This is a genomic window from Candidatus Erwinia haradaeae (assembly GCF_900698955.1).
Lineage (GTDB): Bacteria > Pseudomonadota > Gammaproteobacteria > Enterobacterales > Enterobacteriaceae > Erwinia_E > Erwinia_E haradaeae_G.
In genome coordinates, this window is sequence record NZ_LR217720.1 from 328,026 (window position 1) to 344,842 (window position 16,817).

The 16,817-nt window shown below is 35.3% G+C and carries 7 protein-coding genes and 1 tRNA gene; 7 read left to right on the forward strand and 1 reads right to left on the reverse strand.

The genetic code is table 11. From position 1 onward, the window contains the following. The first annotated feature begins 153 nt into the window (after positions 1 to 153). From dnaE to tldD, 3 genes are all read left to right on the forward strand, one after another. Positions 154 to 3,639, forward strand: a complete 3,486-nt coding sequence (gene dnaE, locus ERCILAFE3058_RS01030; protein WP_157989632.1) for a DNA polymerase III subunit alpha — start codon at positions 154 to 156, stop codon at positions 3,637 to 3,639. A gap of 12 nt (positions 3,640 to 3,651) precedes the next feature. Continuing rightward, positions 3,652 to 4,626 (forward strand): acetyl-CoA carboxylase carboxyl transferase subunit alpha, encoded by a 975-nt coding sequence (gene accA / locus ERCILAFE3058_RS01035; protein ID WP_157989633.1) that lies wholly within the window; start codon positions 3,652 to 3,654, stop codon positions 4,624 to 4,626. A 364-nt stretch (positions 4,627 to 4,990) separates the two neighbouring features. Beyond that, positions 4,991 to 6,442, forward strand: coding sequence for a metalloprotease TldD (gene tldD, locus ERCILAFE3058_RS01040; protein WP_157989634.1), 1,452 nt, complete (start codon positions 4,991 to 4,993; stop codon positions 6,440 to 6,442). 552 nt (positions 6,443 to 6,994) lie between these two features. Here tldD and ERCILAFE3058_RS01045 read toward each other — a convergent pair. Further along, positions 6,995 to 8,338 (reverse strand): UDP-glucose dehydrogenase family protein, encoded by a 1,344-nt coding sequence (locus ERCILAFE3058_RS01045; protein ID WP_157989635.1) that lies wholly within the window; start codon positions 8,336 to 8,338, stop codon positions 6,995 to 6,997. A 1,785-nt stretch (positions 8,339 to 10,123) separates the two neighbouring features. Here ERCILAFE3058_RS01045 and rsmH point away from each other — a divergent pair. The 4 genes from rsmH (at position 10,124) to ERCILAFE3058_RS01065 (ending at position 16,779) form a co-directional block, all read left to right on the forward strand. After that, positions 10,124 to 11,065: a 16S rRNA (cytosine(1402)-N(4))-methyltransferase RsmH gene (gene rsmH, locus ERCILAFE3058_RS01050; RefSeq protein WP_157989636.1), complete on the forward strand. Its 942-nt coding sequence runs from the start codon at positions 10,124 to 10,126 to the stop codon at positions 11,063 to 11,065. Further along, positions 11,062 to 11,331 carry a cell division protein FtsL gene (gene ftsL / locus ERCILAFE3058_RS01055; RefSeq protein WP_157989637.1) on the forward strand — a complete coding sequence of 90 codons (270 nt, stop codon included), beginning with the start codon at positions 11,062 to 11,064 and terminating at the stop codon, positions 11,329 to 11,331. Before rsmH ends, ftsL begins: the two co-directional genes overlap by 4 nt. Before the next feature lie 856 nt (positions 11,332 to 12,187). Further along, entirely contained in the window at positions 12,188 to 15,637 is a 3,450-nt protein-coding gene (gene mfd, locus ERCILAFE3058_RS01060) for a transcription-repair coupling factor (protein WP_157989638.1), read from the forward strand. Positions 15,638 to 16,691: 1,054 nt separating this feature from the next. Further along, positions 16,692 to 16,779 (forward strand) — tRNA-Ser (locus tag ERCILAFE3058_RS01065). Positions 16,780 to 16,817: the final 38 nt, after the last annotated feature.

Here is a 16,817-nt window from a genome sequence, read left to right on the forward strand (position 1 = left end):
GTACATTACGATTATTAAAATGGTGTAATGCTATATTTTCGATGTATTATTCTAATTTTTCTCTATCATGTTAGTATCTCATTTTATGCTAATATTTTCAAAATTATTGCAGCATCGATATTACCCCTTCCTCAAGATTACATAGGAATTACGATGCCGGAACCTCGTTTTATTCATTTACGCGTCCACAGTGATTACTCAATGATAGATGGATTATCAAAAATAGAGTCACTGGTATATCATGCAGCTAATATTGGGATGCCAGCTCTGGGTCTTACGGATTTTAATAATCTGTTTGGTTTAATTAAGTTTTATAATGCAGCACATGCAATAGGTCTTAAGCCAATCATTGGTGTTGATTTGAACATGAATTGCAAAGAACTAGGAAAGGAGCTAGCACAAATTACTATTCTAGCAATGAACAATCATGGCTACCAAAACTTAATTTTATTAATTTCTAGGGCCTACCGCAGGGGTTATGCTGTATCTGGTCCCACAATCGAACGGCATTGGTTAGTTGAGCACCATAAAGGTTTACTTTTGCTATCCGGTGGATATAAAGGTGATGTTGGTAAAGCCTTATTACGTGGTGATCAGAACAACGTGCAAGTGTTTATGGAATTTTATCAGAAATATTTTCCTCAGCACTACTATCTTGAATTAAGTCGTACGGGACGACGAGATGAAGAGATATACTTGCATCAAGCAGTAGAGTTAGCAGTATCACTAGGTCTTCCTATTGTAGCCACCAATGAAGTATGCTTTATCTCTGAATCAGATTTTGATGCTCATGAGATTCGAGTAGCCATTCACCATGGATACACTCTTAATAATCTCAAACGTCCTCGATTTTATAGTCCACAGCAATATTTGCGTACTGAGGAGGAGATGTGCTATCTGTTTTCGGATATTCCAGAGGCATTAGAAAATAGCGTAGAAATTGCTCGTCGTTGCAATGTTACCCTCCAGCTCGGTGCATACTTTTTACCACAATTCCCAACTGGCATGGTCTCTACGGAAGATTTTCTTATTGAAAAGTCTAAAAAAGGTTTAGAAGTACGCCTGGCGTCTTTATTCACAAATCAGAAAATTCGTGCTCTGCATCGCATTAATTATGATCAAAGACTTGATAGTGAGTTACAAGTGATTAATAAGATGGGTTTTCCAGGTTATTTTTTAATTGTTATGGAATTTATTCAGTGGGCTAAGGCAAATTCTGTGCTAGTTGGTCCCGGGCGTGGTTCTGGTGCAGGCTCATTAGTTGCATATGCGTTAAATATTACAGATATAGACCCACTAGCGTTTAATTTACTTTTTGAACGTTTTCTGAATCCTGAGCGTATATCCATGCCGGATTTTGATATCGATTTCTGTATGAGCAAACGAGACTTAGTAATTGAACATGTAGCAGAAATGTATGGTCGTCAAGCGGTTTCACAAATTATTACTTTTGGCACTATGACAGCGAAAGCAGTCATTCGGGATGTAGGACGTGTATTAGGACATCCTTATAGTTTTGTTGATCGTATATCTAAAATGGTTCCACTAGAGCCTGGTATGACACTAGAAAAAGCATTGAAATATTCTTCTCATTTAATAGAGCTATACAAGAGAGATGAAGAAGTTAAAGCTTTGATTGATATGGCTAGAAAGCTCGAAGGCGTCACTCGTAACGCTAGTAAACACGCTGGAGGTGTGGTGATTGCCCCAACAAAGATTACTGATTTTGCACCCTTATATTGTGATGAAAAAGGGAATAATCCAGTTACTCAATTTGATAAAAATGATGTGGAATATACCGGTTTAGTAAAGTTTGATTTGCTGGGTTTACGTACTTTAACCATTATTGATGCGGCATTAGACATGATCAACACCCGTCGGAAAAAAAGTGCGGATACATTGATTAATCTTGCTTCCATTTCTCTCAAAGATAAAAAAAGTTTTGATATGTTAAAACGCGCGGAAACCACTGCGGTCTTTCAGCTTGAATCACGTGGTATGAAAGATTTAATGATCAGGTTAAAGCCTGATTGCTTTGAAGATATAATTGCGTTAGTGGCCTTATTTCGTCCTGGACCATTACAATCTGGCATGGTAGATAATTTTATTGATCGTAAGCACGGACGAGAAAATATTTCGTATCCGGATGTACAATGGCAGCATGAGTTACTTCAACCAGTGCTGGAATCAACTTATGGAATCATTTTATACCAAGAACAAGTTATGCAGATCGCTCAAGTATTCTCTGGGTATAGCTTAGGTGCTGCAGATATGTTACGTCGCGCCATGGGGAAAAAAAATCCGACAGAAATGGCGCGACAACGAAAAATATTTGAAGATGGCGCAAGAAAAAATGGCATAAATGGTGCGTTGGCAGTAAAAATTTTTGATTTAGTAGAGAAGTTTGCGGGATATGGGTTTAATAAATCACATTCTGTTGCTTATGCTCTACTATCTTATCAGACTTTATGGTTAAAGTCGCATTATCCAGCTGAATTTATGGCAGCCGTAATGAATACTGATATGGATAATACGGATAAAATTGTTGTTTTGATAGCTGAATGTTTACGAATGGGTTTAAGGGTGTTACCACCGAATATTAACGCCAGTTTATATAACTTTCATGTTAATGATCAAGGGGAGATTGTTTATGGCATGGGAGCAATTAAAGGAGTTGGCGCTAATCCCATCCTAGATATTACGCAAGCACGTAATACAGGCGGTTGTTTTTATGATATTTTTGAATTGTGTGGCCGTATAAACACTAAAAAAGTCACTAATAGAGTCTTCAAGAAATTAATTATGTCTGGGACTTTAGATTGTTTTGGTCAAAATCGTGCTGCTTTAATGATGGCTTTACCAGATGCTTTAAAAACTGCTAACCAGTACACTCAGGCATTAGAGATTGGACAGACAGATATATTCGGGGTGCTATCGGGACCTCATGAGCGAGTAAAAGAAAAATATTTAGAAGTGCAGCCATGGCCAGAAAATATCCGATTGAATTACGAGAGAGAAACATTAGGGATTTATCTAACGGGTCATCCAATTAATCCATATTTAGAAGAAATAAAGCGCTATGTGAGCGAACAGAGTTTGAAGGATATATCCCCCACTAAAAGGGGAAAAATGACTACTCTTGCAGGTTTAGTGGTATCCGCTCGAGTTATAGACACTAAAAATGGTAATCGAATAGGAGTATGTACACTAGAAGATCACTCAGGTCGTATTGAATTAAAAATATTTATTGATGTTTTAGATAAATTGCAGCATTTTTTAGAAAAAGATCGTATTCTGATTGTTCGTGGCGAGGTGAGTTTAGATCATTTTACTGGAGGGATGAAGATAGTAGCCCGTGATATTATCGATCTTCATATGGCTCGCAAAAGATATGTACGCAGTCTTGGACTATATCTTAACGATGGACAAATAGGTAAACAGTTCATACAGCGTATATATGTCTTACTTGTACCATATCGAAAAGAAGAGGGTATTCCTGTTAACTTATACTATAAGAAAGGGGCGACTACAGAAAATTTACGTATAGGTGCATCTTGGAAAATTACATTTAACGATTCTTTATTAAATGATTTAAGATCATTAATAGGATCCAAAGAAGTAACACTAGAATTTGATTAAAATAGGATTAGCATGAGTTTGCATTACCTTGATTTTGAGCAACCTCTAATAGAGATTGAAGAAAAAATTGATTCATTAAAAGCAGTAAGTCGTCAGGATACACATACTCATCTACATCTAGATGAAGAAATCCAGCGCTTACGTCATAAACGTGTCGATATGACACGCAAGATTTTTGCTAGTTTAAGTGCTTGGCAAGTTGCGCAATTAGCTCGACATCCTTTGCGCCCCCATACCTTAGACTATATTCATACTATATTTACTGATTTTGATGAGCTAGCAGGCGATCGCGTTTATTCAGATGATAAAGCTATTGTTGGCGGTTTAGCGCGCCTTTCTGGGCGCCCTGTAATGATCATTGGACATCAGAAAGGGCGTGAAACGAAAGAAAAAATTCGTCGTAACTTTGGTATGCCAGCGCCTGAGGGTTATCGTAAGGCATTACGTCTTATGGAATTAGCTGAGCGTTTTAAAATGCCGATTATTACATTCATTGACACACCTGGTGCATACCCTGGTGTGGGTGCTGAAGAGCGCGGACAAGCAGAGGCTATTGCTCATAATCTGCGTGAGATGTCTCGATTAAGAGTTCCAGTAATCTGTACGGTTATTGGTGAAGGTGGATCAGGAGGAGCGTTAGCAATTGGTGTAGGCGATAAAGTGAACATGTTACAGTATAGTATATATGCGGTAATTTCCCCGGAAGGTTGCGCTTCGATCCTATGGAGGAGCACAGATAAGGCATCTGTAGCGGCTGAAGCAATGGCTATTATTGCGCCTCGTTTAAAAGAGTTAAATCTCATTGATTCCGTTATTCCTGAACCTCTTGGTGGAGCACATCGTGATCCACTAGTCAGTAGCGAGACATTGAAGAACCAACTCTTAACTGATTTATCTGATCTGGAATCACTTAGTATAAAAGAATTACTAGATCGTCGCTTTAAGCGTTTAATGAGCTATGGTACCACTTCTTTTTATTCAGCATAAACTAATAATGCGTGTATATGTGTACTGATTTATTGTAGGTGCAATCGTTTTGATGTGCCGATGCTATGTGCTACAGTATAATAGAGTGTTAAATACAATACTTGTGTGCAGAGGGATATGCAGGAATATTATGTGTCTTTCGAGATTCTATGAAGATAGATATTTTGCATGTTTTCTTAAAAACACAATAATGATGGAGGAGTATATAATGCATTTTATAACTTATAGTAGATGTAGTATGAACAGTGACAAATTTTGCAAAAAATAATCCTGATGATAATAATACCATTATAATTTCAGTTATAGCATGATCCATGATAGTGCTAGATATTTGTGAACCTATCTATAATTTAAGAGAATATGCATGAGTATACATATAGTAAGTGAGCAATTACTTTCTGTAAATAATTTAAGTGAGAAAGATTTAACTTCCGTTTTAGGTTATCTTTCCGAACGAAAGTTAACTTACGGTGATTTATATTTTCAATATATTTATAATGAATCATGGATGCTGGAGAATAGGATTATTAAAAATGTTTCATATTCTGTCGAGAATGGTGTAGGGGTTCGAGCTATCGTGGGTGAAAAAACGGGCTTTGCCTATGCTAATAGTATTACACTAAAATCTTTACGTCAAAGCGCACTGGCTGCGCGTAGTATTATATTAGAACCTAATAATGGACAGTGTAAGTGTAGTGTTTTTAAACAAGAGACACATTATCCTCGTTATAGCACACAGGATCCATTAAATAGCCTAACCAATGAAGATAAAATTAGTTTACTACATCAGATTGATATGGCAGCACGTCAGGTGGATAAACGTGTTCAGGATGTGACAATCAATTTAACAGGGGCGTATGAACAAGTATTAATTGCAGCAACTGACGGTACGTTAGCAGCTGATATTCGCCCTCTTGTTTTATTATCTATGCGCGTACAAATAGAGGATCATGGAAAGTTTGAGAAAGGTATTTATGGTGGCGGTGGTCGTTATGGTTATGAGTTTTTTTTAGATCAAATAGACGGTGAAGTTCGGGTAATCTCATGGGCTCGAAATGCAGTACGAATGGCGTTAGTAAATTTTTATGCTGTATCAGCTCCGGCAGGTTCATTCCCTGTTGTTTTAGCAGCAGGATGCCCTGGGGTTCTTTTGCATGAAGCAGTTGGCCATGGTTTAGAGGGCGATTTTAATCGTCGCGGCACATCTTTGTTTAGCGGAAAGATAGGTGAGAAAGTAGCATCTGAACTATGTACCGTAGTCGATAACGGTACTCTCGATGGTTTACGAGGGTCTCTTTCCATTGATGATGAAGGTGTATCAGGTAAGTATAACATACTAATTGAAAAAGGTATTTTAAAAGGTTATATGCAAGATAAAATGAATGCACGTCTAATGGGTGTTGTATCCACTGGTAATGCACGTCGTGCATCGTATGCATATTTACCAATACCACGTATGACTAATACATATATATTATCTGGAAATTCAACACCTGCAGAAATCATTGAAAGTGTTGATTTTGGCTTATATATCACCACATTAAGCAGTGGTCAGGTGGATATCACATCCGGCTCATTTTCATTTTCTACTTCGGAAGCTTATTTAATTAAAAATGGTAAGGTGACTAAACCCGTTAAGGGGGCTACATTGATTGGGTCTGGTATTGAAGTGATGCAGAATATTTCAATGATTGGCAGTGATCTTGCACTAGATACTGGGGTTTCGGTTTGTAGCAAAGAAGGACAAAATATAGCTGTCAGTGTTGGTCAGCCGACTTTAAAAGTAGATCATCTAACAGTGGGAGGCACTTCTTAGAGTCTGTAATTATGCATAGATAGAATGTTTTTTCTCATGATGTAGTGATAGATTTATAAAATAATTTTATAAATACTGGCGAGATCATGCATTAAACATGATTATATGATGTAAAATTCAATAGTATAGAAGTAATATATATGATATGTATAGTAGATATATTGATATATAACATCTAGATGTATAGTGTGTATTTTCCCATGTTGTTTTGCAAAATATTGGGCATTTTAGTTAAAGTATATTGATTACGAATGTAATGCAAGAGAGTTGTTTTTATTAAAATTACCCTATACTCTTAGTTTTCAAGTCTCCTAAATTAGAGTATCAGCATGAGTATTGATATGTTTATATGTGCTATATACTGTAATGTTTGTATCACAGTAGCGCATAGTTTTCTAACAGACAGTACAGGTAAGAACTTTCATAAGGTTGATATTGATGCAATGGTTATAAGGGGTATTCATGGATATTAATTGAAGAGACATGTTATCTTTATAGGGTAAAATTTTAATGATTCTTCTGATACGTACTTATGAGTGATATATAATCTGATTATAGTTTTTTTTGAAGCGATGCCCCCCGCCCAATAGCATAATAAATGAATCCGTATTGTTTAAGTTTTTCTGGGTCATAAATGTTACGACCATCAAAAATTACAGGGGTTTTAAGTTTGTTTTTCATCAAAGTAAAATCAGGATATTGGAAATGTTGCCATTCTGTGCAGATAATAAGACCGTCTGCATTTTGTAGAGCTAGTTCTTTACTTTCCATAAGTTTAAGATCATGACGAAGACCGTAAATACGCTTTGTTTCATGCATAGCTTCTGGATCAAACGCTTGTATCACAGCGCCCGCTTTCCATAGTTCTTCCATTAATACTCTGCTCGAAGCATCACGCATGTCGTTTGTGTTAGGTTTAAAGGACAACCCCCATAAGGCAAAAGTTTTTCCTCGTAAGTCATCTCTAAAATGACGCTTAATTAAAGTGGGCAATTTATTTCTCTGGAAAGAATTGACGTCTACTACTGCCTGGAGGATCCTTGGAGAGTACCCTATATTTTGAGAAGTGCGTATTAAGGCTTGCATATCTTTTGGTAAGCAAGATCCTCCATAACCACAACCTGGATAAATAAAGGAATATCCAATGCGTGAATCAGCACCAATACCTTGACGCACTTTTTCAATATCAGCACCTAGTCGTTCTGCTACATTAGATATTTCATTCATAAAACTAATTTTTGTCGCCAACATACAATTTGCAGTATATTTTGTGAGTTCAGCGCTACGTATATCCATGAATAATATACAATTATGACTCTGATTAAATGGTTTGTATAATTCATGTAGGAGATCAATAATATTACCATTATCAGTACCAATGATAATGCGTTCCGGGTTCATACAGTCATTAACAGCTGTGCCTTCTGTTAAAAACTCTGGATTAGAGGCCACATCACAGAGAAAGTTTACACCGCGACCTTGTAGTGTTTTTTTGATTACCTGACGTATATATTCAGTTGTTCCAACAGGCACAGTAGATTTATTCAGTACTATTTTTTGATCTTGCATGTATTGAGCAATAGTGCGTGATACAGATAACACATTTTTTATATCTACGGATCCATCTTTCTCTGCGGGGGTATCAACAGTAATAAACTGCACCAACCCGTGCTGCACACCTTCTTCTGCATGAGAGGAAAACTGCAGGCGTCCTGACTGATAATTTTGTGTAATAAGGGTCTGTAAACCAGCTTCAAAAATAGGAATATCACCTTTCTTTAGTTTTTTAATTTTGATATCGTCAATATCAATGCAGAGGACATTATGGCCAACTTCCGCTAAAACAGCAGCTTGCACTAAACCCACATAACCAATACCAAATACTGTAACTTTCATGAGTTTTTCCGATAAAATAATGCTGTAAGTCAATAGAAATTAGTAAAGTAAAATTATACATAATATGTATATATTTTAGTCTGTTGATTTATTATTATGTTTGTGCTCATTTATCGCATAAGTAAGTGTAGTTGTTGTATACGTGCGATAGAATGATTGCATTTATTTTTAATAGTGTATTATTATCATCTCTCTCACTTGTAGCAATATTTTTGGATGGATATCAGCATATAGAGGTTACTGATGCACCGGAGGATGATGAACTATAATTACAGAAGGTTTTGAGAGGAGCGAATCAGAAGCTGAGTGTATACTCAACATCATTACCTCATATACTATATTATATTTTTATTTTTGTAGACATGATACTTGATGCCAAGCATAATTAGTAGCTGTTATCGCATTGTAATCGAAGTTGTTTTTCATCCACAATATCCATTGTGATGTATTGTTCTGCAAACTATAAGGTACAAAAGAAAATTTCTTTTTGGTAATTTATCTTGGTTCGCAGAACTATGCGTGCATCATTGTCTATTCTTATTGCACACAAGTCTATACAATATCATATGTGACGTAGATTTCTAATATGGCATAGAGATAATAGAGATTATATCTTTTTATCGTATGTGATTACTTTATGTACATTATCGGTAAATAAGGTACAACATATTACAGGTAGTATTACATAACATTGACAATATCTCATTGAATGTACACACAGTCATTCTATTATCTTTATTTTCTGCGTTTCAATAAGATACCACTAAACTATGCTAGAGTACAGAATATTCATTTCTTCTATGTAAAGTATTAATTCATTAGTGGTTAAAGTCCTATAATTATACCATTATGGTAAATACTAGAGATAGTTAATGTTGAGGATGATATGGCTATGAAGTATATGTGATATTATGTATATGTCCATTTTGTGCACAGGATATTGATAGATATATAAGATAACTATTGTACTGATCACTTAGTAGTGGATGTATTTTCATATTATGGTGTAATAATATGCTTGCGTATATTTAGTAGTCATCTGAGACATAGCTAAGTAAAGGATAACTTTTTAGTACGTATGATTTTTAAAGATCATTATATATCGTATAGTACGGGGCTAATTAGCATGAGCTACAATATATATTGAGATTAATCAGGTGTATATTATTTTTAATAAAGGGCAGTGATGGTATCTTAATGTGCTTACTATAGTATATTGACACCATGATTCTTTTTGAGCTATTGGATACTGTAGACAAATTTGTGCGCGCTGTAACATAAGATGCTATGTATACATATGATATATAGATGTGTAATTGATGTCTCATATTAAAGGGTAGTTGTCTATCTTATTTCCTCATATGTGTTGGATATTCACAGCAATCGAATGGGATTGCATTGTATGCATGTATGTGTTCCTTTTTTAGTATTATTTTACTCACATTAATCCTTATCAATGTACAATGTACTGGGGTGCATTTCTGGTACAATATTTAACGCAGAAAATAAAACTTGAATGTAGACATAGAGAATATTTTCAGTGTATGTTAATAGGATGCTTCTTATATAAAAGTCTACAATGATTTTTTGACTGATTGTGTGATCATCATAGTATATATATACTATCAGTATTATTATTCAGGTATATAGTTATGTATATGTACGAGATATAAAGAATTTTTTGAGTGAAAAGAAGGTCTATTTCGCAACAGAACCATACAAGATATATGCATCATAGTAATTATGATATTTATATTAGATTATTTAAGTATTGATGAGAGTATAATGAGGGAGATTTTTAAACATATACCAGTATTAATCGATGAGGCCGTGAATGGGCTCAATATTCAGCCTAACGGTATTTATATAGACGGTACATTTGGCAGAGGCGGGCACTCGCGTGTAATTCTTGCGCAGCTCGGTGCCGGTGGTCATTTATATGCCATGGATTGCGATCCACAGGCAATTATTGCTGCATCTGAGCTCACTGATTCTCGCTTTACTATTATTCATGGTTTCTTTTCATCTATGGCTAAATGTATGGAAGCGCGTGGATTGACAAGAAAAATTGACGGAATTATTTTAGATTTTGGTATGTCTTCCCCTCAAATAGACGATGCGCAACGTGGATTTTCTTTTATGCGAGATGGACCATTAGATATGCGGATGGATCCAACGTGTGGAAAGTCAGCTGCTATATGGTTACGTTATGCTAAAGAAAAGGAAATTTCCCTGGCATTAAGGACTTTCGGCGAAGAACGTTTTTCCAAACGTATCGCGCATGCTATTGTACAACGAAATCAGGAACGTCTCATTGTTCGTACTGCCGATCTTGCTAATGTCATTAATACTGCAATACCACGTAAAGATACGTTCAAGCATCCCGCCACGCGTAGCTTTCAAGCAATTCGTATCGTGATTAATAATGAAATCGAGGAGATAAAACAGGTACTGCATGGTGCATTAAATATCTTAAAAGATGGTGGTCGTTTATCCATTATTACTTTTCATTCACTAGAAGATCGCTTGGTAAAACGTTTTATAAGATCGCACAGTGGCAGGGTACAGATACCAAATGGTTTACCGATATCAGAAACACAGATCCATCTACTAGAGATGCATCATCTAAAGGAAATATGTAAAATCACACCGAGTAGAGCTGAAGTTATTAGCAATCCACGTGCACGTAGCGCTGTTTTGCGTGTTGCTGAGCGTATTAGAGAATGAAAAATAGACGATATAATTTACCACAGATTATTTTTATAGATTTAATGCACCATGGTAAGGTTCCTTTATTGTTATTAATAGCAATACTTATCTCGGCACTATTAGTGGTGATTATTACATATCAAACACGTTTATATACGGTTCATCGTGAGAAGTTATTTTTAGAACGTCAGATTTTAGACACTGAGTGGCGTAATTTAATTCTTGAAGAAAATGCATTAATTTATCATCATCAAATGTCTATAACTACTATGAAGGAAAAATAGATGTAGGGTATGCGTATCTCAATAGAAAAAAATACTTAGAGTATGTAGTAATATATCATTTGTGCTTCATGATTTGATAAAATGCATTATTCACACTCTATGAAGCACTTTTTCATTGTTTGATATTGTGATAAATTATCATAAGTTGAATATTAGTTTTATGTTAGGCTATGCATACATGTGACTATATTGAATGATATAGGTTTGCTAATTCCACTAAAAAATAAAAATAAACTATTATAGTATGTGTAGGCATGTCATGTATACAGTACAGGCAGAACATGGCTATTACTACGCATTTCATTAACATGCATTATGATGTTTAATGGAACTTATATGCATTTATATTGGTAAAATATTTTGATTTCTCTGAAAATAATTTGAAATATGGTTAGCGAGCTAGCAGCGTGTACATGTAATAAGCATTACAGATATGCACTTGTTCTTTTGACATTGCGATACATATTACTTATGTTCGATTAATGTTCAAGCAACAGGGAAATGATTTTTAATAATTAATATTTTCTCTGCGAGAGATTAATATGATTCATATTAGCATATAAAGATATAGTAGACAGTATCCCCGGGGGTATCGTATCTTGATACGTAGCTTATTTTCTAATTGCATAGATCTTGGTGACCAAGATAATAACGTAGAATATTTTAGTTCTGCGATACAAGAATTTTTCTCACAATCTGATAATATATGAAAAGTTATTTTTAATGTTATATTGTCTAGTTGTTATGTTTATGATAGGACAATCAGGCATACATAACGCCTTGTTAGCTTGTATAAAACCATTGTTTTAATCAGGGTATAGCTGATTTATTTTGCGAAGATACTTCTTAATTAATTATGTTAGAAATCTATTGTTATGATTTGCCATCTGGAGCAGGTGATAAACGCCATATAGGACAACTTACCGGTGCAGCCTACGCTATTGAATGCGCCGAAATAGTAGAACGTCATGATGGTTTAGTGATGCTAATCACACAAGATATACAGAAGGCGCAGCGTTTATATGAAGAAATTAAACAGTTTACTAAGAAGAGGGTCATAAGATTTCCAAGTTGGGAAACGCTCCCGTTTGATAAATTTTCACCAGATAAGGCAATTATCTCCACTCGTCTATCTATTCTATACCAACTTCCTATGTTAACAAGCGGTATTCTTATATTACCGATTAGTACATTAATGCAGCGTGTTTGTCCTCGTGTTTTTTTAAATAATTCTAGATGTGTAATCAGAAAATGGCAAAATATTGCTCTTCATCAAGTATGTACTGAACTGAAACAAGCTGGTTATCGCAGCGTCCATCATTTAATGGAACACGGTGAGTTTTCTCATTGCGGAATGTTATTATATATTTATCCCATGGGCAGTGAGAAACCTTGCCGTATTACTTTTTCTAAAAATAGTATTTATAGTTTGCATGTATTTAATATTGATAGTCAAGATATAGAGGAAGAGGTAACTGTAATAAATTTACTACCAGCGAATGAGTTTCCAACTCACCCAGAAATGCTTGCACTTTTCTTAAAGCAATGGCATCAGTATTTTGGGGTGCAATGTGAGTCTTCTTTTATATATCAGCAAGTTAGAAATGGAGTATTGCCTATTGGCATTGAATATTGGCAGCCATTGTTTTTTGCACAACCACTTTCTGGGCTCTTTAATTATTTACCATCGCGTACACTAATAGTAATGACAGATGATTTAAAAACTAGTACAAAATCCTTTTGGGATGATATTAATAGTCGTTATATAAAAAATCATGCTAATGCTCTACGCCCTTTATTGCCTCCTGCTTCTTTGTGGTTTAGCGGCGATGAATTATTACATGAATTAAATGGTTGGCCATCTATAAAATTTAGCACTGAACGACTAGTAGAGAATAGTGTTAATACTAATCTAGAGTACGCACCCATACCGAACCTGACAATACATGCGCATTCTAAAAAACCACTTGACGGACTATGTCAGTTTTTAGCTTCTTTTAAAGGTCAAGTGGTATTTTCAGTAAAAAGTGAAGGACGCCGAGAGGTATTACAAGAGCGCTTAGCACATATTCCACTAAAATTAAATATTATCCACTCACTAGCGCAGGCACAAGCGATAGAAAATTATTTGTTAATTAGCGCCAGTGAGGTAGGGTTTATTGATAAGCGGCGCAATCGTGCTTTAATATGTGAAAGTAACCTTCTTGGTGAAAACTTTGTTTGTTATGAGCCAGATCCTCTTCATCAGATGAACAAAAATATCTTCATTCATCACTTTTCAGAGCTTAACCCTGGTCAACTTGTGGTACATACTGAACATGGTATTGGGCGTTATATGGGTCTAGTAACGCTTGACACCAATGGCATTTCAGTAGAATACTTAATGCTAGTATATGCGGGGGATACTAAACTATACGTGCCTATATCATCACTACATTTGATTACTCGTTATATTGGAATTTCTAACGTAGATGTCCCGCTACATAAGTTAGGAAGAGACGCCTGGTCGCGCTCTAGACAAAAGGCTGTTCAAAAAGTACGCGATGTAGCGGTTGAGTTATTAGATCTTTACGCACAACGTACAGCAAGATCTGGGTTTTCTTTTAAGCATGACCAAAAACAGTATCAATTATTTTGCGAGAGCTTTCCATTCATCACTACTATCGATCAAGAAAGAGCTATTAATGAAGTATTGAACGATATGTGTAAGCCTGTATCTATGGATCGGTTGGTGTGTGGTGATGTGGGCTTTGGTAAGACAGAAGTAGCTATGCGCGCTGCGTTTTTAGCGGTGATTAATCAAAAGCAGGTAGCAGTATTAGTACCCACTACACTGCTAGCTCAGCAACATTACGATAATTTCCGTGATCGTTTTGCTAACTGGCCTATTTGCATCAAGATGTTATCACGTTTCTGTACTGATAAAGAGCAGTCTCAGGTATTGGAGTACGCATTAAGTGGGCAAGTAGATATACTCATTGGTACTCATAAGCTTTTACAAAATAAGATAAAATGGCATGATTTAGGTTTACTTATTGTTGATGAAGAACATCGTTTTGGTGTACGTCATAAAGAACGTATTAAAGCGATGCGAGCTAATGTTGATATTCTTACCCTTACTGCCACACCTATCCCGCGTACCTTAAATATGGCTATGCATGGTATCCGTGATTTATCTATTATTGCAACGCCACCAGCTCGTCGTTTGCCGGTAAAAACTTTTGTGCATGAATATGATGAACGGATAGTTTGTGAGGCAATTTTACGTGAGGTTTTACGTGGTGGACAGGCATATTATTTATATAATGATATTGATAATATTGCAAAAGTCACGAAACGACTCTCTGAGTTAATACCTGAAGCACGTATTTCACTCGGTCATGGTCAGATGCACGAGCGTGAATTAGAACAAGTAATGCATGATTTTTACCATCAGCGTTTCAACGTATTGGTATGCACGACTATTATTGAAACTGGCATAGATGTACCTACTGCTAACACCATCATCATTGACCGTGCTGATCGATTTGGTCTTGCACAGCTACATCAATTGCGTGGTAGGGTGGGGCGCTCCCATCATCAAGCTTATGCTTGGTTATTAACACCACATCCAAAAGTGATGACTGTTAACGCACATAAGCGTTTAGAAGCTATTACAGCAATAGAGGATTTAGGAGCCGGACTCGCACTTGCTACTCATGATCTTGAGATTCGCGGGGCAGGGGAATTACTTGGTGAAGGGCAAAGTGGTCAAATAGAAAATATTGGTTTTTCACTTTATACAGAGCTTTTAGATAATACTGTTGATGCTTTGAAAATGGGACGTGAGCCATCATTAGCAGATTTAACATACAACCAGACTGATATTGAGCTCAGAATTCCTTCTTATATTCCAAGTGATTTTATTCCTGATGTCAATACTAGATTATCATTTTATAAACTTATTGCTAGCGCACAAAATTGCAATGTATTAGAAAAAATTAAGATAGATTTAATTGATCGTTTTGGGTTACTACCAGATACTGCTCGTACTTTCTTAGATATTTCTAAATTACGTATAATAGCGAAAAAATTGGGAATAAGAAAGATCGAAGCTAGTGCAAGAGGGGGGGTTATAGAGTTAGATAAAGATAATAAAGTAGATGTTGCATTATTTATCGATTTATTAACACAAGAACCACATTCATGGGTACTGGATGGTCCAACACGCATCCGGTTTATCTGTGATTTATCAGAATACACAGTCAGAATGAAATGGGTGACTGAGTTTGTTTATAAAATAGCAAAAAATAAAACTGTTATATAACGTATTCGACTTTAGGTTCCTATATTTTCTGTGTTTTATAACCGCACTGTTAGTAACTGCGTGGTTTAAAGATATAATTTATCACAAGTAATGTGTATATTATTGATCATGTCTTCTGAATATTAAAAGAGACCTAGTCTGTATTTTCTGACATGACATGGTACGTGTAACTTACTGTATAGCGATATTATATAATGTTAGTACGAAAAGGTGTTAATTGTAAATATATTGCGTGATTTTAAGGTTGAAAATATAGATAGATTGAAAGTTATATTCAAGATGCTTTTTAAAGTGAATATTTTAACATGATAAATGATAAAAATCATTAATAAATAGTGTCATCAAAGCATCACCTTATAGTTATATCATGTCGTCTGAAACATCAATTAATGAATTCTATTATATAGCAATATGCTATTTTTTTTCTCTAATGGCATAATGTATACGATGAGTATACTGCACACCTCAGTACTCTATGACAATATCTTATGTTGATGTTTTATAAATTTCCACGTTTTTTTATATTTTAGTAAATCTGTAACATGCGATGTGAATCATTAGTGAGTTTTTCCGCTTAATGGGTGGTAGGATATATAAAGGTGAAGAAAATGAATATGATAGTAAAATATTTGGATAACATATATCATAAGTTCAATATGTACTAAATATATCACTTTTCTGTATGATAAATATCATAGGTAATGTTGCTGTATCTAATCTAGTAGTGTTTATATATACAAGGTATAGAAGGGATATTTATAATTGTTATTCCCCTAATATTTTACGGAGAAATATAACGCGTATATTTGGCATGTATTTCTTGTAATATATTATTGATATCGCGTTCTGTACTAACTCAGTGGTAATTTTGTAAAATGCCATTATGGTGCTGATATATACTCGTTATATAGAAGCTTTCTAATATACAAAAGTATTATTGCAACAAGCATATAAGTGGATTACTTTCGAGAAACTTCTATATGTTTTGAGAGGATTGCATTGACTATTTTTTGTATCAAGGATAAAATTTCTCAAACAATTCACAACTACATTAGGTGAGATGTCCGAGTGGCTTAAGGAGCACGCCTGGAAAGTGTGTATATGGAAACGTATCGAGGGTTCGAATCCCTCTCTCACCGCCAAAAAATGCTATTTTGGTACTATTAAGATAGTTGTACAT